At 70.4% G+C, this 16844-nt stretch carries 15 protein-coding genes and 1 tRNA gene; 7 read left to right on the top strand and 9 right to left on the bottom strand.

All coding sequences use genetic code 11. The annotated features are described in order from the left end of the window. Together TR48_RS28065 and TR48_RS28060 are read right to left on the bottom strand one after the other, a co-directional pair. The coding region (locus TR48_RS28065; RefSeq protein WP_042372437.1) for a GNAT family N-acetyltransferase at positions 1-1004 on the bottom strand (1004 nt) is incomplete at its 3' end. A gap of 142 nt (positions 1005-1146) precedes the next feature. Continuing rightward, entirely contained in the window at positions 1147-2352 is a 1206-nt protein-coding gene (locus TR48_RS28060; RefSeq protein ID WP_042372434.1) for an MFS transporter, read from the bottom strand. A 59-nt stretch (positions 2353-2411) separates the two neighbouring features. On the opposite strand from TR48_RS28060, the gene TR48_RS28055 reads away from it, so the two are divergent. The 3 genes from TR48_RS28055 to TR48_RS28045 all read left to right on the top strand — a co-directional run bounded on the left by TR48_RS28055 (position 2412) and on the right by TR48_RS28045 (position 6195). After that, positions 2412-2846, top strand: coding sequence for a MerR family transcriptional regulator (locus TR48_RS28055; protein WP_042372432.1), 435 nt, complete (start codon positions 2412-2414; stop codon positions 2844-2846). Positions 2847-3767: 921 nt separating this feature from the next. Continuing rightward, entirely contained in the window at positions 3768-4955 is a 1188-nt protein-coding gene (locus TR48_RS28050; protein ID WP_042372430.1) for an acyl-CoA dehydrogenase family protein, read from the top strand. 16 nt (positions 4956-4971) lie between these two features. After that, positions 4972-6195, top strand: a complete 1224-nt coding sequence (locus tag TR48_RS28045; protein WP_042372423.1) for an acyl-CoA dehydrogenase family protein — start codon at positions 4972-4974, stop codon at positions 6193-6195. Positions 6196-6444: 249 nt separating this feature from the next. Here TR48_RS28045 and TR48_RS28040 read toward each other — a convergent pair. Further along, positions 6445-6521: transfer RNA gene (locus TR48_RS28040), tRNA-Thr, on the bottom strand. Between the two features lie 184 nt (positions 6522-6705). Between TR48_RS28040 and TR48_RS28035 the strand changes: the two genes are divergently transcribed. From TR48_RS28035 to TR48_RS28025, 3 genes are all read left to right on the top strand, one after another. Beyond that, complete coding sequence (locus tag TR48_RS28035) at positions 6706-7806, top strand: ABC transporter ATP-binding protein (protein ID WP_042372422.1); 1101 nt, start codon at positions 6706-6708, stop codon at positions 7804-7806. Positions 7807-8001: 195 nt separating this feature from the next. Further along, the gene (locus TR48_RS28030) at positions 8002-8430 is read left to right on the top strand and encodes a hypothetical protein (RefSeq protein ID WP_042372420.1); all 429 of its coding nucleotides are present in this window, start codon (positions 8002-8004) and stop codon (positions 8428-8430) included. A 69-nt stretch (positions 8431-8499) separates the two neighbouring features. Beyond that, positions 8500-9288 carry a nucleotidyltransferase family protein gene (locus TR48_RS28025; protein ID WP_042372418.1) on the top strand — a complete coding sequence of 263 codons (789 nt, stop codon included), beginning with the start codon at positions 8500-8502 and terminating at the stop codon, positions 9286-9288. A gap of 173 nt (positions 9289-9461) precedes the next feature. Here the strand turns inward: TR48_RS28025 and TR48_RS28020 are convergent, their stop codons facing one another. The 6 genes from TR48_RS28020 to TR48_RS27995 all read right to left on the bottom strand — a co-directional run bounded on the left by TR48_RS28020 (position 9462) and on the right by TR48_RS27995 (position 15769). Further along, a complete protein-coding gene (locus tag TR48_RS28020; RefSeq protein ID WP_236652363.1) occupies positions 9462-10874 on the bottom strand; it encodes a DoxX family protein in 1413 nt (470 codons plus the stop codon). A 287-nt stretch (positions 10875-11161) separates the two neighbouring features. Next, positions 11162-12145, bottom strand: a complete 984-nt coding sequence (gene rlmB / locus TR48_RS28015; protein WP_042372414.1) for a 23S rRNA (guanosine(2251)-2'-O)-methyltransferase RlmB — start codon at positions 12143-12145, stop codon at positions 11162-11164. Between the two features lie 43 nt (positions 12146-12188). Then, a complete protein-coding gene (gene cysS / locus TR48_RS28010; RefSeq protein ID WP_042372412.1) occupies positions 12189-13583 on the bottom strand; it encodes a cysteine--tRNA ligase in 1395 nt (464 codons plus the stop codon). Positions 13584-13732: 149 nt separating this feature from the next. Continuing rightward, positions 13733-14233: a 2-C-methyl-D-erythritol 2,4-cyclodiphosphate synthase gene (ispF, locus tag TR48_RS28005; RefSeq protein ID WP_042372410.1), complete on the bottom strand. Its 501-nt coding sequence runs from the start codon at positions 14231-14233 to the stop codon at positions 13733-13735. Continuing rightward, a complete protein-coding gene (gene ispD, locus TR48_RS28000) occupies positions 14223-14987 on the bottom strand; it encodes a 2-C-methyl-D-erythritol 4-phosphate cytidylyltransferase (protein WP_042372407.1) in 765 nt (254 codons plus the stop codon). The genes ispF and ispD overlap by 11 nt, the downstream gene beginning before the upstream one ends. A gap of 299 nt (positions 14988-15286) precedes the next feature. Beyond that, positions 15287-15769 (bottom strand): CarD family transcriptional regulator, encoded by a 483-nt coding sequence (locus tag TR48_RS27995; RefSeq protein ID WP_030255707.1) that lies wholly within the window; start codon positions 15767-15769, stop codon positions 15287-15289. 361 nt (positions 15770-16130) lie between these two features. Between TR48_RS27995 and TR48_RS27990 the strand changes: the two genes are divergently transcribed. Next, positions 16131-16814, top strand: a complete 684-nt coding sequence (locus tag TR48_RS27990) for a hypothetical protein (protein WP_042372403.1) — start codon at positions 16131-16133, stop codon at positions 16812-16814. Positions 16815-16844 lie beyond the last annotated feature (30 nt).

Raw genomic sequence — 16844 nt, 5'->3', positions numbered from 1 at the left:
TTCAACCGAGCTTCGAGCGCGTGGAGGTCCGACTCGACGCTCACCAGGGTGTGGTCGGCCTGGTAGCCGAGCTGACTGTTGACATGGATCATGTGGGCGTTCTCGGATGCCGTCATCGTGCGCACTTGTTCCAGCTGAGGCAGATCGGCTGTGAGCCATCGCATCATCGAGGACTTCATCGCCAGGCCGAGCCCGAGTCCCCGGAACTCCGACCGTACGGCCGTGTCTCCTTGCCGGCAGTGGCTGGCCTGCTCGGCCTCCAGCGCAACCTCGGTGAAGCCCGCGACTGTCCCCGTGCGCTCCTCCACGGCCACCACATAGCGCCGCGACTGCCCAGCCCGGAGCACGTCGGCCTCGCGCCGGCGCACCCGCTCCACCGTCCAGGTGGGGTGCTGGAAGCTCACCTCGCCGAGCGGCTGGTCGGCCATCGCGTTCAGCGCCCCGACGAAGCCCTCCACCAGGTCGTCCGGTGCGGTGCCCGTCCATCGACGCAGCCGGAACCCGGGCGCCGGCTGCGCCTGCCACCGCGCCGGGTCCGCGCCCGTGATGTCCAGACGGTGTTCGGTGAGCCGTAGCACCGGACGGAAGCCCAGGGCGTCCGTCCACCTCTCCCCGTCCGAGTCGGCCTTCACCTCACAGCCGACCGTCCGGCAGCCGCGCTCACGCATCTCCGGCAGCATCGCCCGAAGCAGCCCCGTCCCGACGCCGCCCCTGCGAACCTGAGCCGCCACACGCACGGCGATCTTCGTGTACGCGCTGTTCTCCCCGATCGGAAACGTGGCGCTCGCTGTGCCGAGCAACTGCCCGGCGTCGCGTGCCTCCCAGCGCATCCGAGTCCACCGGCCGGGCGCGGACGCGCCCAACTGCCGCACATAGGTGTCGTACGCCGGCACCACGGCGCCGGAGGCGTCCGCGAGGGACACCTCGACGAACAGCCGGTACCAGTCGCGCAGTTCGTCCGGCGAAGCGAGCTTCGGGTCGAACGGCGCTGTCTTCACGCTCACGAGGCGGGTCCTTTGCACGCGCGGGGACAGTGGGTGGTGCGAGACCAAAGGCCCCGGACCATTATCGGTCCGGGGCCTTCGCGTTGCCTTCCGGATGGTCAGCGCCACGCGGTCCGTTGGGCGCTGCCGTTGCGACGATGACCTAGGACGCCTTCAGCCGCTTGGCGGGAAAGGCATGCTTGCGGGCGGCGACCACCACGACGAGCACCGGCACCATGAGCACCAGGACCCCCCAGGGGAAGGACTTGGGGCCGAGGACGGACAGTAGGACACCGCCTGCGGCTCCGCCGCCGGCCATGAACGAGTTCCAGGTCGTGACCAGGAGCGCCTGCCCCCGATCCCCTCCGGCGTCGGTCACTGCGGTCTGCAAGAGGGTGGTGACGCCTCCCCAGCCCAGACCCCAGAACACCATGGCAACGTAGACCACGACCACGTTGCCGGCCAGCACCGCCAGAAGGATCGCGGCGGCGATGAAGAGGGCGCTGCTGACGATGGTCAGCTGCCGCAGCTTGCGGTCGACCAGAGCGCCAGTGACCAGGATGCTGACGACGGAGGCGATTCCGAACACGAGCAGCACGATGTCGCGAGAGCCGCCCATGCGGTGCGCGTCCAGGAAGGTGGAGATGTAGGTGTAGAGGATGTTGTGGGCCAGGACGTATGCCGCCACAACGAAGAGAACGGCCACGACTCCAGGGAGGGACAGCGCCTTCAGGATCGGCTCGCGGCCTTCCGGCCGCTGCCCAGGAGCGTCCGGGACCGAGGCGGTGATCCAGGCGATGAGCGCCACGGTGAGCAGGGCGACGATCCCGAACGTCACACGCCAGCCGAAGAGGCCGCCGAGGAAGGTCCCGACGGGGATCCCCAGCGAGAGGGCGAGAGGGACGCCGCCCATGGTCAGGGCGATTGCCCTGCCCGCGAGGTGAGGTGGTGCCAGTCGCAGTGCGTAGCCCACGAGTTCGGCCCATACGGCCGCGGCGGCGACACCGGCGACGAGGCGAAAGCCCATGGTCAGGACGTAGCTGGACGAAACAGCCGTGACCGCGTTGGCCACTGCGATCGCAGCCACGGCCAGGAGCAGCAGCTTCTTGCGGCTCCATCCGGCCGTTGCCACGGACAGGGGGATGGCCGACAGGCCGGTGGCGAGCGCATAGATCGTCAGTGCCTGACCCATTGCGGAGTCGCCTACCGACAGGCTGTGGGCCATCTCGGGCAGGACACCTGCGGGCAGCGCCTCGGTAAGGATCCCGATGAAGGCGGCTGTGGCCAGCGCCAGCAGCGGGGACATGGGGAGCTTTCGGTCTTCCGCTGCCGGCGCAGCGGTGCGGGGCTCTGTCTGGGATGTGGTCATGAGTGTATGCTCAAACCCTCACATAGATGTGAATGTCAAGTCGGGATGAGGACGGACGCATGCGCATCGGGGAGCTGTCACAACGGACCGGGGCCTCACGCCGGTTGCTGCGCTACTACGAGGAGCAGGGACTGATCGTCCCCACCCGCTCCCCGAACGGGTACCGCGACTACGACGAGCGGTACGCGGACCGGGTGCTGCAGATCAGGGGGCTGCTCGACGCCGGAATGCCGACCCGGATCATCAAGCAGATCCTGCCGTGCCTCCGCAGTCCCCAGGACATCCATGTCGCGGATGCGACTCCGGAGACGATCGCCATGCTCGAGCACGAGCGCGATCGCATGACGGGGCGTATCCAGTGCCTGGTCCGCAACAGGAATGCCATCTCCGGCTATCTCGATTCCGTGCGCAGGGCGCAGGAAGGGGCCGCCGAGGACACGGGCTTCCCGTCGTCAGGCGGCCGGGGTCCGGACGCCGTACTGGACCACGTTTGACAGGACGACGCCGTGGCTGGACACGTCGACGGTGATGCGGTCGCCGTCGGCGATCCGGTACCCGTCGTCGAAGCTGCTGCGGTCCGCTCCAGCGCGTCGCCACTGGTTGGCAGGAGCGGCGGCAGCGCCTGCAGTTCGGGGTCGTCGGCAGCCACAGTGATCTCCGCCCCTTCGGCGACGGCGACCAGGCCGCCGCCCTCCGCCCGCGAGGAGGGCGGCTCGCAGCCGTCCGTCGGCGACCTGGTGCAGGGTCAGGGGCCGGCCGGGGGGCGGGATGTCGAGGCTGACGTAGCGCCGGCCGCAATAGGCGTATTCGCTGACAGTGAGCATGAGTTCGGGACCTCCGAGCATCGTTGGGATGAGGCGTGTCCCACCATGAATAACAGCGGCATTTATTTTATTTCGTCAGTTAGTACGGCCGACAGGCCATGTGCGGGAAATCGTGCAGTGTCGCATCGGATATGCGGGGCTTCCTCGGGAGGCCTCCCTCGTGCTCTGCGATTGCCATGACGTTCCCTCCTGAGTCCCAGGAAACTGTTCCCGGCGCGGGCTCTGCGCTGAATTCACGGCGCCTGACCCGGGCGAGCGGAGCGTGCCGGAGACGCGGCGATCTCGGGGCGCCGCAGACCATCCTGGGCGCACCTCGCCCGGGCAGGCAAGACTCGCCGTGTTTGGACTTGTCAAGGTCTGTCATGGAACGTCATCCAGGATGGACTTTGCCAAACATACGTCGGCCAGGCGAAAAAGATGTCAGCGAATCATGCGCGCCAGAGAACGGTCGACTACGGTGACCGAGTCCCTCTCATTGAAGGATTGCCGCTGCCATGACGCCAATCTCCGGAAGCACGGCCGCAATCCCCCTCCCGCCTACTTTCGGGACCTGACACCGGACCCCATCCGAAAGGGGATAGAGGTAATCCGATGGTGCTTTCGCATTCCCCCGTCGACCCTGGCGCCGCCCCCGGCGACGCTACCGGTCCGTCCCTGCGCCGGCTGGCGCTCGACGTGGCCTCTCGCATCGCACAGCCGACCGCCGCCGACCGCGACCACAACTCCCGGTGGGACGCTCATATCCTGGCCGAGCTGACCCGAGCCCTGCCCACCGCGGCATTGACCGGGCCACTGGTCCCCACCGTCCTGGGCGGCGGCGGCCTGTCCGCCACGGAAACGCTCGCCCTGCTCGAGGGGCTTGGCCAAGGAGCTCGCGACCCGGGGCTCGCCCTCGCGCTGGGTGTGCACGCGGTGCTGGCGACCGCGCCGCTCCGCGCCTTCGGCAGCCCGCGGCAGCGCGAGCGCTACCTTCCGCGCATGGCGGACGGCACGTGGATGGGCGCGGTTTCCCTGAGCCAGACCCAAGGCACCGCCGTCGTCCAGACCGTCCGGGTGCGCCCCGAGACGGCCGGACCGGGCGGCTGGGTCCTCACCGGAGAGATCGACCTGGTGGCCGCCGCACCGGTCGCCCACCACTATCTCGTCATCGCCGAGCACACCGACGGCGCCAGGACGGCCTTCCTCCTGGATCGCTCGACCCCGGGTCTTCTGATCAATGCCGCGGGCCCGGCGGCGCTGCGCACCTGCCCGTGGGGTCGGCTGACCCTCGACAACTGCCTGCTTCCGGCTGATGCGGTGTTGGGTACCGTCGGCGGCGCCGTCGATGAGGTGGAACCACTGCTCGCAGCGCTGGACTGGGTTTTCACCAGCGCCCCGTGGCTCGGCGTCATGCGCGCGCTGACGCACGACGCCGGCGAGGCCGCCCATCAGCAACGTCTCTTCGGGCAGCCCCGTATCCACTCCCAGACAACCCGTTTCGTGCTCGCGGACATGGCCACCCAGTGTGAGCTCGCCTCCGGACTGCTGTACCGGGCGGCCGCCGAGTTCGATGCGGGGGGTCGGCCCTCACGTCAGAACGCGGCCGCCGCCCGACTGTTCACCGCCGCTGCGGTGCGGGTCTGCGTCGACTCCGCCGCTCGCCTGTCCGGCGTGCTCGCCCTCAACAGCGACGACCTGATCGCACGGGCACATCGCGACGCACTCTTCTTCACCGAAAGCGGCGGCGGCCCAGAGGTACAGCGGTCCGTGATCGCGGCAGCCGCTCTCGGACTCGGCTGAAGCGAGGACTACACACATGAACCGCTCCGAACACCGCGCCGATACCGCGCTGGACTTCTCCGGTATCGCCTCCCGGGCCGGCGAGACCGACGCCACCGGCCACATACCGGCTCAGAACTGGCAGGACCTCCGCGACAGCGGCTACCTGCGACTCTTCCACTCACCGGAGATCGGAGGCACCGGCGCCGACGGACTCACCCAGGCCGACGCCATGGAGGCCTTGGCTCGGGCCTGCCCCGGCACCTACTGGTCCGCGACCGTATCCGCACTGCTGTGCGCCAAGCTCATCTCCACATACGGCGCCCCCCGCACACACGAGCGACTGCTGCAGTCCCTTCTGTCTGGTGAGCAACTCGCTGCCTTCGCGGTGGTGGAGCGAACAGCCGGCAGCGACGCTTCCACCTTCCGTACAACGGTCCGCCCGGCGGGATCGCGGGGCAGCGGCTTCGTCATCAACGGCGAAAAGGCCAAGATCACCAACGCGCCGTGCGCCGACTTGGCCGTGACCCTCGCCCGACGTGACAAGAGCCCCGACGACGACGGCCCCGACTGGTGCCTCGCCTTCGTGGACCTGCGACAGGCCGGCGTGCGGCGCTACGAGATCCCACACATGGGCCTGCGGGGGATGCCGTGGGGCGGGATCGTCTTCACCGACGCCTACGTGGACGAGGCCGACGTCATACCGGTCCCCTTCACTGAGCTTGCCGAAGGCATGGCGTGGGGGTGGATAAAGAACGCCTTCGCGGCCATCGCCGTCGCCGAATCCGCCTTGGCCGCCTCGATCCGGCATGCCAAGGAACGGGTCTCATTCGGGCGGCCCCTGGCTCACATGGAAGGCGTGCAGGCACAGATCGCCGACTCCCGCGCCCAGATCGACGCAGCCCGCCTTCTCGCCCGCCGGGCCATGAAGGAACGTGTCGCGGGCGAATCCGTACGAGACCTGATCGCCATGCTCAAGGTCTCGTCAACCGAGATGGGCGTCCAGGTCGCCGCGCGCGCTGTCCAGATCCACGGTGCAGCCGGAGTAACCCGCGGACACGAGGTGGAACGCCTCTACCGCGACGCCCAGATGAACGTCATCGGCGGGTTCACCTCCAACCGGCTGCGCGAACAGGTCTCCGAGGGCCTCGGGCACGGACCGGCTGTCTACCGCCCCTTCGACTGGCTGGCGCCCACCGGTCTGGGCCGGGACGCTGCAGGCCTCGACGGTCACCCGATCCTCAATGCGCCTGCCTCGTGACTGGAGCCACCCACAAACAGGCGACGTGAAGCGTCGGGCAGACCGAAGTCGATTCAGTGCGCCGTCACGAGGGAGATCCACTCCCGCTCCGTCCAGGACCGTCAGCGCGAGGCCATGAGCCACGTGGACCGGCTCCTGAAGCGCCGCCGACCGGCCCGCTGAGGAGCGGTTGCCGTCATCTGTAGCCGTCAAAGGCCCCGGACCGTGATCGGTCCGGGGCCTTCGCGTTGCGTTCCGGCTGGTGAGCCGTGGAGCCCCCTGTCGGGTTCGAACCGACGACCCCCGCTTTACAAGAGCGGTGCTCTGGCCAGCTGAGCTAAGGAGGCGCGGTTGGCAGTGTACCGGGCGGGCGGTGTGGGTCGCTGCTGGTTTCTGGTGGCCGGAGGGCTGACAAGCGCACCATCGGACAGGTAACGTCACCCGGAGTTCACTCCGCTTGTGGACTAGACCTCATCCCTTTACAACGGATCGTCCGGCACGTTCCTGCCGGTGAAGGAGAGCAGAAGCACCATGCCTACGGTGACTTTCGACAAGGCCACCCGCCTGTACCCCGGCGGCGAGAAGCCCGCGGTCGACGCGCTGGACCTCGAGATCGCGGACGGGGAGTTCCTCGTCCTGGTCGGCCCCTCCGGCTGTGGCAAGTCCACCAGCCTGCGCATGCTGGCCGGCCTGGAGGACGTGAACGACGGAGCCATCCGTATCGGTGACCGCGACGTCACGCACCTGCCGCCCAAGGATCGGAACATCGCCATGGTGTTCCAGAACTACGCGCTCTACCCGCACATGACCGTCGCCGAGAACATGGGCTTCGCCCTGAAGATCGCCGGGGTCAACAAGGCCGAGATCCGCACCAAGGTGGAGGAGGCCGCGAAGATCCTCGACCTGACGCAGTACCTGGACCGGAAGCCGAAGGCGCTCTCCGGCGGTCAGCGTCAGCGTGTCGCGATGGGTCGCGCGATCGTGCGTGAGCCGCAGGTCTTCCTCATGGACGAGCCGCTGTCCAACCTGGACGCCAAGCTGCGCGTGCAGACCCGCACCCAGATCGCCTCGCTGCAGCGCCGCCTGGGCATCACCACCGTCTACGTCACCCACGACCAGGTCGAGGCCATGACGATGGGCGACCGCGTGGCCGTCCTCAAGGACGGGCTGCTCCAGCAGGTCGACAGCCCGCGCAACATGTACGACAGGCCCGCCAACCTCTTCGTGGCCGGCTTCATCGGCTCCCCCGCGATGAACCTCGTCGAGGTGCCGCTGGTCGACGGCGGCGTGCAGTTCGGCGGCACCGTGGTGCCGATCTCCCGTGACGCCGTCGCCGAGGCCTCGGCGAACGGCGACACCACGGTGACCGTGGGCGTGCGCCCCGAGCACCTGGACGTGGCATCCGAGGGTGACGGGGATGCCGGCCTGGCCGTGACCGTGAACGTCGTCGAGGAGCTCGGCGCCGACGGTTACGTCTACGGCACCGCCAAGGTCAGCGGCGAGGACAAGGACCTGGTGGTCCGCGTCGGCGGCCGCTCCGTGCCGGCCCGCGGCGAGGTGCTGCACGTCGTCCCGCGCGCGGGCGAGCTGCACCTGTTCTCGACCAAGACCGGCGCCCGTCTGACCGACTGAGGTCTGACCGCCTGAGGTCCGACCGACTGAGGTCTGACCGACTGAGCCGACGCTCGCGAGCGCGCGCAACGAGCAGGGGAGGCCGTCCGGTTCGTCCGGGCGGCTTCCGGCTTTTCGGGAGAATTCCGACACCAGGCTCACTCGTTGGAGTGACGCAATGTCGCCAAATCATCACTCCTCGCTAGCATCGCCGCTGTGAAGCAGCTAGTTCGCCGCATCGGCCGATCTCTCGCCTTCGTGCTGCCGCTCGTCCTCGTGACGACCGGCACCCTCGCCGTCGCCAAGGTCTCCTGGGCGCCTCCGGCGACCGCCGACGTCCAGTCGCTGACGGCCGCCTCCGACGCACAGGCGCCGGCGCAGCCCGCCGCCGCAGCCCCCCAGGACGTCCTCCGGGCACGCCTACTGCGGGAGTTGGGGGACAAGAGCCCCGCGGTCGCGCTGACCGACCTGGAGCGGACGATGGACCGTCAGCCCGCGCTGCGGCAGTACTGCTCCTCGCTTGCCCGCGAGCTCGGCCAGGCCGCCGTTCGCAAGTACCACGGCGACGTGCACAAGGCCCTGTCCTACGCGCGCCCGGTCTGCGACGCCTCGTTCGCCGCGGGTACCCTCGCTCCGGCGAATTGATGCACTTATTCAGGTGAGCATCAGGTGACAGGTGGCCTCGCCCTCACTTTTGCCTACTAGGGTGAGGCCATGACCGCTGAGCACCTCATCCCCTCCGCCGGGGGGTCGCCGCTGGCCAAGCCGACGGTGACGCAGGCCGTGATCCTGGCCGGCGGCCAGGGATCCCGTCTCCGCCCGTACACGGACGACCGCCCCAAGCCGATGATCGAGATTCCCGGCACGGGTGTCCCGATCATCGGCCACCAGCTGCAGTGGCTGGCCGAGGAGGGCGTCACCGACGTCGTCATTTCCTGCGGTTACCTCGCCGACGTCCTGCAGGACTGGCTGAAGACCGCCGACCTGCCGCTGAACGTCACCACGGTCGTCGAGACCGAGCCGCTCGGCCGTGGCGGCGGCCTGAAGTTCGCGGCCTCCTCGCTGCCGCGCCACGACGAGCCGTGGTACGCCACCAACGGCGACATCTGGACCCGTTTCGCCCTGCGCGACATGGCCGGCTTCCACGCCGCCCGCGACGCCCACGCGACGCTGGCCCTGGCCCGTCCCCGCCTGCCCTGGGGCACGGTGGACGTCGACCAGTTCGGCAACATCCTCGACTTCATCGAGTCGCCGCCGTCGCCGTACCTCATCAACGCGGGCGTGTACGTCTTCTCCGCCGAGTTCGCCGCCATGCTGCCGGACCTGGGCGACCACGAGCGCTCCACGTTCCCGCGCCTGGCCCGCGAGCGTCGCCTCTCCGGCTACGAGCTGCCGCAGGGCGTCTACTGGCGCGCGATCGACACCGCGAAGGACCTCAGCGAGGCCGCCAAGGAGCTTGCCGCCGCCCGTGCGGCCGCCGAGGCCGATTCCGCGGACGCGTGACGCTGCCCGCGCGTGTAGCCCAAGGCAAGAGCTAGGCAAGGATCTGGCAAAAAGGTGACCCTCGGCTCGAAGCCGGGGGTCACCTTTTCTGTCGGTCGAGCCCGCCTGTCGGTCGAGCCCTGTCGGTCGACCAGCTCTCCCGCTCCCGGCGAGCGGCCGCCGGTGCCGGGGGCTCAGCCGCCGCCCAGGAGGCCGCCGATGACGCCGTTGCCGCCCGTCGAGGTGGGCTTGGGCGCCGGGTTGTGGGAGTGCGTCGGCGTGGTGCTGCCGCCGCCCACGCCGCCGGCGGCACCGCCGGTGCCCGTGCCGACGGTCCCCGTGTGGCCCGTGCCCGTGCTCGTGCTCGCTTTGTGGTGCTTCGAGACGGACGCGGACGGAGACGGCTTCGCCGCCTTGCCCGGAACGGACGCGCCCGCCTTCGGAGCGGTCGCCACCGGGACCGGGACCGCGCCCGTCGGCCACGCGCCCATCGGCAGGACCTCGGTGGGCGAGGACGACGGTGCCACGGTCGGTGCCTCGGTCGTCGTGGTGGTGGTCTGCGTCGCGTGCGACGCGCGCACCGCCGCGCCCAGCGCCGAACCCAGCAGCAGCGTCGCGCCGACCACGACGGTGGTCAGCACCACGCCGCGGCGCATCACCCGACGTCGCAGCTGCGCGATGCGCGCCTGCTCGCCGAGCCTGCGCCAGGCCTCCAGGTGCAGCCAGCCGTCCAGCGAGAACATCGGCGCACCGGCCAGCAGGAGCGGGCTCCATGCGGCCAGATAGATGATCTCCGGTGTGTCGTAGACCGGGACCGTCCGCCAGCTCACCGTCACCAGGAGGGCGAAGGACAGCGTCATCGCCACGCCCGCGGTGAACCGCTGCCACAGCCCGAGCACCGCCAGCACACCGACGTTGATCTGGACGAACGCCACCGCCAGCCCCGCGCCCACCGGGTGGGCCAGCGCCAGCGCCATCAGCGGGTGCGCGACGCTCCAGGGGTGCAGCGCCTCCATCCAGTGGACCATCGAGCCGCGCGCGCCGCCGTTGAAGTAGACCGGGTCGCACAGCTTGCTGAAGCCCGCGTAGATGGAGAACAGGCCGAGGAAGACGCGCAGCGGCAGCAGGACCAGGCCCAGGTCGACGCGCCTGGTCGACTGCCAGGTCTGGTGCTGCGACGCACCGCCGCCCTCGGCCAGCTGCGGCAGCGGAGGCCGCCGCGAGGCCGGCTCGAAGATCTGGACGTCGTCCAACTCGGCGTCGTAGGCGTCGAGTTCCGCGAGGCTGAGCGCCTGGGTCGCCTCCAGCTCCTCGGCCCGCCGGGCCGCCGTCTGGGCCGGGACTGCCGGCACGGCCGCCGGCTGGACGAGCACGCCGGGCTGTACGCCCGGGGTGACGCCGGGCACGACGAGATCCAGTTGCCCCGTCCAGGTGATCGGCGTGACCCGCCCGCGCCGGCGCGGCGACGCCGCTCCCAGGCCGACAGCCCCGGCGCCCACCAGCATGGACTCCCGTCTGCCCAGGTCGATTCCGAGCAGGCGCACGTCGATCAACGACGCCGAGGGCGGGGTGAAGCGGACCCGGAAGCTCGCGGTGGTGGTGTTCAACCGCGAGGGGTCCGACGGCACCTTGACCATGTTGAGCGTCGGCTCGCCGCCGTCTATCCCACCGGCGTTCGCCGCCGTGGGACGAGGGCGGGTACGTGTTCTGGTGTCCACATCCCACTAACCGCCCGAAGGGCCGGAAGGACACTCCCGGTTGACAGCCGACCGGCTGACCCGTATGACGAACCGGCCGGTCGCACCGCCAATCGCAGCACCGGCTGCACGACTTCGGGGGGCGTGCGGCCACAAGCCGCGCGCCCCCGAGCGCAGGAAACCGCGCCGCGCGACGCCTAGCGCGCCGCCGCGCGCAGCCGGGCCGCTTCGAACAGGACGATGCCCGCCGCCACACCGGCGTTGAGCGACTCCGCCTGGCCCGGCATCGGGATACGGGCCGTCAGATCGCAGGTCTCCGCGACGAGCCGGGACAGGCCCTTGCCCTCGGAGCCCATCACCACGACGACCGGACCGGTCAGCGCGTCCAGGTCGACGATCTCGTGCTCGCCGTCCGCCGCCAGGCCGACGACGAAGAGGCCCGCCTTCTTGTAGGCCTCCAGCGCGCGGGTCAGGTTGCTGGCGCGGGCGACCGGGACGCGCGCCGCCGCGCCCGAGGAGGTCTTCCACGCGCCGGCGGTCATGCCCGCCGAGCGGCGCTCCGGGACCACGACGCCGTGACCGTCGAACGCCGCCACGGAACGGACGACCGCGCCCAGGTTGCGCGAGTCGGTGATCCCGTCCAGCGCGACGATCAGCGGCGCGTCCTTGTTGACGTCGGCCGAGGCCAGCAGGTCGTCCGGGTGGGCGTACTCGTACGGCGGCACCTGGAGGATCAGGCCCTGGTGGTTGTGGCCCTCGGCGAGGTTGTCCAGCTGCGGGCGCGGCGCCTCCAGCAGCGGGACGCCGCGCTCGGTGGCCAGCGCGAGCGCGTCGCGGACGCGGTCGTCGTTGTCGATGAACTGCTGGACGTAGAGCGCGGACGCGGGGACGTCGCCCTGCAGCGCCTCCAGCACGGAGTTGCGGCCGTAGACCAGCTCCGTGCCGGACTTGCCCGTCCGGCCCTGGACGCCGCCGCGGCGCGCGCCCCGCGAGCGGGCGTCGGCGGCGCGCTTGGCCGCGGCGTTCGCGGCGCGCTGCTTCGGGTGGCCCTTGCGAGCCTCGCCGGGCGGCGTCGGGCCCTTGCCTTCGAGCGCCCGACGGCTGTGGCCGCCCGTGCCGACCGACGCGCCCTTCTTCGATCCGGGGTTGCGGCGGTTCCTGCGCTGGCTGTTGCCGGCCATGGGTGCTGTCCTGCTTCCTGTTCCTACGGGGTACTACGAAAGGTCACTTGTTGAGGGTCCAGCGCGAGCCGTCCGCGCGGTCCTCGATGTTGAGCCCGGCCTGCACGAGACGGTCCCGGATCGCGTCGGAGGTCGCCCAGTCCTTGCGCTCGCGGGCGGCCTGGCGCTGCTCCAGGACGATCCGGACTAGCGAGTCGACCACGCCGTGGAGGTCCTCGCCGGCGCCCGGGCCGGCCCAGAACGGGTCGAGCGGGTCCATGCCCAGCACACCGAGCATCGCACGGACCTCGGACATGCGCGCGACCGCGCTCTCCTTGTCGTCCGCGGCGAGGGCCGCGTTGCCCTGGCGGACGGCGGTGTGCACGATCGCCATCGCGCCGGGCACGCCGAAGTCCTCGTCCATCGCCTCGGCGAAGGCGGGCGGCACGTCGTCGGCCGGCTCGACCGCGCCGTGCAGCTCGACGACACGCTGTAGGAAGGACTCGATCCGGTTGAAGCCGGTCTCGGCCTCGCGCAGCGCGTCCTCGCTGTACTCGATCGTGGAGCGGTAGTGCGGCGTGCCGAGGTAGTAGCGCAGCACGATCGGGCGCCACTTCGTCGTCATCTCCGAGACCAGCACCGAGTTGCCGAGCGACTTGCTCATCTTCTCACCGCTGAGGGTCACCCAGGCGTTGTGCAGCCAGTAGCTCGCGAAGTCGTCGCCGTACGCCTTGGACTGGGCGATCTCGTTCTCGTGGTGCGGGAAGATCAGGTCCCGCCCGCCGCCGTGGATGTCGAAGGCACGGCCGAGGTATTTGTGCACCATGGCGGAGCACTCGAGGTGCCAGCCAGGACGGCCGTCGCCCCACGGGGTGGGCCAGCTGGGCTCGCCGGGCCTGGTGGCCTTCCACATGGCGAAGTCGCGCGGGTCGCGCTTGCCGGTCTCGCCCTCGCCCTCGGGCTGGCGCAGGTTGTCCAACTCCTGGTGCGAGAGCGCCAGGTACTCGGGGAAGGAGGTGACGGAGAAGTAGACGTTCCCCTCGGGCGTGGCATAGGCGTGGCCGCGCTCGATGAGCACCTGCATCATCTCGACCATCTCGGTGATGTGCCCGGTCGCGCGCGGCTCGGCGGTCGGCGGAAGGCAGCCGAGCGCGTGGTAGCCCTCGTTGAAGGCGCGCTCGTTGGCATGGCCGATCTGCCACCAGGGCAGGCCCGTCGTTCGCGACTTCTCGATGATCTTGTCGTCGATGTCGGTGACGTTCCGAACGAACGTGACGTCGTAGCCGCGGTGGGTGAACCACCGGCGCATGATGTCGAAGTTCAGGCCGGAGCGGATGTGGCCGATGTGCGGAGCGGCCTGGACGGTCGCTCCGCACAGGTAGATCGACACGCAGCCCGGCGTGTTCGGGACGAAGTCGAGAACCTGGCCGGAGGCGGTGTCGTGCAGGCGAATGCTCACCACACCAGGGTAGTGGGCGGCGGGCACTGCCCTGGGCCCTTCGGGGGACGGGCACACGGCCTTGACGAACTTGTCGCACAACCGCGTGCCGAAAAGCCGTGCGGAGGCCGCGTCGTGAGCGGCGCGGCCGAGGTCGGGCCCGACGGCGGTCAGTAGACCAGGGCGGTCGCGACGGCGGTCAATCCCTCCTCGCGGCCGGGGAAGCCCAGGCCGTCCGTGGTCGCTCCGGACACGGAGACGGGCGCGCCGACCGTGGCAGACAGCAGTTCCTGCGCCTCCGCCCGCCGCTTGCCGATCTTCGGGTACGGGCCGACGACCTGCACCGCGACGTTGCCGATCTCGAAGCCGGCCGCTCGCACGATCCGCGCCGCCTCGGCCAGCAGCTTCACGCCGGCCGCGCCGGCCCACTCGGGCCGGTCGGTGCCGAAGTGCGCGCCGAGGTCGCCCAGGCCGGCGGCTGAGAAGAGCGCGTTGCACGCCGCGTGGGCGACGACGTCGGCGTCCGAGTGGCCCTCGAGACCGACCTCGTAGCCCTCCCAGCGCAGACCGGCGACCCACAACTCGCGGCCGGGGGCGAACGCATGGGTGTCCACGCCGATGCCGGTGCGCGGCAGCCGGAAGGCCGGTGCGGCGGAGTTCTCAGAACTCATCGCGGGACCTCCGGCGGGCCAGGACCGCCTCGGCGAGGACGAGGTCCAGCGGCCGGGTCACCTTGAACGCCTCCTCGTGACCGGGCACGACGACGACCCGGCCGCCGAAGCGCTCGACGAGCCCGGCGTCGTCGGTGGCGTCGACGCCCTCCTCCACCGCCTTGGCGTGCACGCGGTCGAGCACGTCGCGGCGGAAGCCCTGCGGTGTCTGCACGGCGCGCAGGGTCGCGCGGTCGGGCGTGGCGACGACCGGCTCGGGCACACCGGTGGTCTGGGCCGGGACCACCTGCTTGACGGTGTCGGCGAGCGGGACGGCCGGCACGACCGCCTCGGCGCCGTCGGCGACGGCGCGGGCGACGCAGTCGACCACGTCGACGGGGACGAGCGGACGGGCGGCGTCGTGGACGAGCACGACGTCGACGTCGGCCGGGAGGGCGGCCAGGCCGGCCCGGACAGACTCCTGACGGGTGTCCCCGCCCGGAACGACGACGAGAGCAGCGCTCTCGCGTTCACCGATCGCGTCGGCGAGCAGTGCTCGCACCTCCGCGACGCCGTCCTTCGGCGCGACCACCACGACGGTCTCGACCGCGCGCGCACGCGCCAGCACCCGGACCGCGTGGACGAGTATGGGCACCCCGCCGAGTTCGCGCAGCGCCTTCGGGGCGCCCGGCCCCAGTCGCTCGCCCCGGCCCGCTGCGGGCACCACTGCTGCGGCGTTCAGGTTTGGTCCCTTCGGGGATGTGGGTACGGTCAAGGCGTGCCGGGCTCAGCGCCCTTCCGTGAAGCGCACCTTGACGCTGCCGTCCGGTACTGAACGGCGGTACCGGACGGCCGGCGGTACCGAACGGCACGGCACAGCCCGCTGCACCAGCTCGACGGACCGCAGTCCGTCGCTCCATGGTTCCCCATGGTTCCATGCAGCGGTTTCGCGTACGCCTCAGCGCCCGGCGATGCGACCGCCAGGCGCTGGGACGAAGGACATAACGAGCGTGACCGCACGAGGACACACTTGCGTGTGCGCGCAGGCAGGGCGCACAACCGCAGGAGTGCCCGTTACGAGGCGAGGACCTCGTCGAGCAGCGTCTCCGCCTTGTCCTCGTTGGTGTTCTCCGCGAGCGCGAGCTCGCTCACCAGGATCTGGCGCGCCTTGGCGAGCATCCGCTTCTCGCCCGCGGACAGCCCGCGCTCCCGCTCGCGACGCCAAAGGTCGCGCACGACCTCGGCGACCTTGATAACGTCACCCGAGGCGAGCTTCTCCAGGTTCGCCTTGTAGCGGCGGGACCAGTTGGTGGGCTCTTCGGTGTACGGTGCTCGCAGCACCTCGAAGACCCGGTCCAGGCCGTCCTGGCCGACCACGTCGCGCACGCCGACGAACTCTGCGTTCTCTGCGGGCACGCGCAGCGTCAGGTCGCCCTGCTGCACCTTGAGCACCAGATAGGTCTTGTCCACACCCTTGATCTGGCGAATTTCGATGGCCTCGATCAGCGCGGCCCCGTGATGGGGGTAGACCACGGTGTCGCCAACCTTGAACGTCATGTGACAGGTACCCCTTCCGTGGCTTTCCAGAGTAACACGGTTCAGCCCGTATCAGAAGGGCGTTTCCGCAGGTCAGAGCTGGTTCGCAGGCTTGACAACCGGCCCGGTTCCATGCTGCGACCCGTGTTCGAGAAGCCCTTCTCGCAGGTCGGAGCGGTTGTCCACGAACATGCGTGCACACCGTCATCACGCAATGATCTTGCGGTCGGGGCGTTATCCAACCGTGATCTGATCTTCGTCCGGGTGGGTCCGACGAGGTGTGATGGTGCGACACGGGCGACCCCGTGTGGAGCGGATAAAGGCCCTCGGTAATCTGAACGCGGACCAGAACCCTCAAAACGTTCAAGGAGAACTCTCCGCCGTGAGCCGCAGTCTTCGTCGCGGCGCGGTCGCCGCCGTCATCGCCGTCGCGATCGCCCCCGTCCTCGCCGCCTGCTCTGCGGGGTCCAGCGCGGCGACCCTCCAGGTCAAGCCGAACTCCGCCGCCACCTCGCTCAACAACGGGCAGCTGAAGCTGAACGGCGTCGCCATCGTCGCCGACCGCAACGGCAACGCCCCCGCCAGCGTCGTCGCGAGCATCGCCAACAACGAGCAGCAGGCCGAGAACCTCGTCTCGGTCACGGTCGGCACCACCGCCGCCACACTGACCGGCCAGACGGCCATCGCCACCGGCGACGCGCTGAACCTCGGCAACCCGGGTCCCAAGGCCACCACCGCGATCGTCCCCACGCTGGACCAGCCGGCGGGCGCGGTGATCCCGATCACCTTCGTCTTCGCCAACGCCGGCTCGGTCACGCTGGACGCGCAGATCCAGACCGGCACCGGCCAGTACGCGCTGTACGCCCCGGCCGCGCCGACGCCGACCCCGGCGGTGACCCCGAGCGGCCTGCCCGGCGGGCTGCCGACCGGCAGCGCCGCGCCCACCGGCAGCGCCGCGCCCACTGGCAGCGCCGCGCCGACGAGCTCCGCCTCGGCCGCTGCGCACACCAGCAAGAAGCCGGGCGCGACCCACACGGCCTCGCCGTCCGCGAGCCCCTCGCTCTGACCCTCGGCGGTCCGGCGCGCTCGACCCGTG

The sequence above is a fragment of the Streptacidiphilus neutrinimicus genome (assembly GCF_000787815.1).
GTDB lineage: Bacteria > Actinomycetota > Actinomycetes > Streptomycetales > Streptomycetaceae > Streptacidiphilus > Streptacidiphilus neutrinimicus.
The sequence above is the reverse complement of the archived record's forward strand: the minus strand, read 5'-3'. Positions and strand labels throughout refer to the sequence as shown.

Bases quoted from the DNA above. Each gene is read 5' to 3' on its own strand.
- TR48_RS28055 (WP_042372432.1), top strand. From the start codon at position 2,412: ATGCGCATCGGGGAGCTGTCACAACGGACCGGGGCCTCACGCCGGTTG.
- TR48_RS28045 (WP_042372423.1), top strand. From the start codon at position 4,972: ATGAACCGCTCCGAACACCGCGCCGATACCGCGCTGGACTTCTCCGGT.
- TR48_RS27995 (WP_030255707.1), bottom strand. From the start codon at position 15,769: ATGACGTTCAAGGTTGGCGACACCGTGGTCTACCCCCATCACGGGGCC.
- TR48_RS28035 (WP_042372422.1), top strand. From the start codon at position 6,706: ATGCCTACGGTGACTTTCGACAAGGCCACCCGCCTGTACCCCGGCGGC.
- TR48_RS28025 (WP_042372418.1), top strand. From the start codon at position 8,500: ATGACCGCTGAGCACCTCATCCCCTCCGCCGGGGGGTCGCCGCTGGCC.
- TR48_RS28060 (WP_042372434.1), bottom strand. From the start codon at position 2,352: ATGACCACATCCCAGACAGAGCCCCGCACCGCTGCGCCGGCAGCGGAA.
- ispF (WP_042372410.1), bottom strand. From the start codon at position 14,233: ATGAGTTCTGAGAACTCCGCCGCACCGGCCTTCCGGCTGCCGCGCACC.
- rlmB (WP_042372414.1), bottom strand. From the start codon at position 12,145: ATGGCCGGCAACAGCCAGCGCAGGAACCGCCGCAACCCCGGATCGAAG.
- TR48_RS28050 (WP_042372430.1), top strand. From the start codon at position 3,768: ATGGTGCTTTCGCATTCCCCCGTCGACCCTGGCGCCGCCCCCGGCGAC.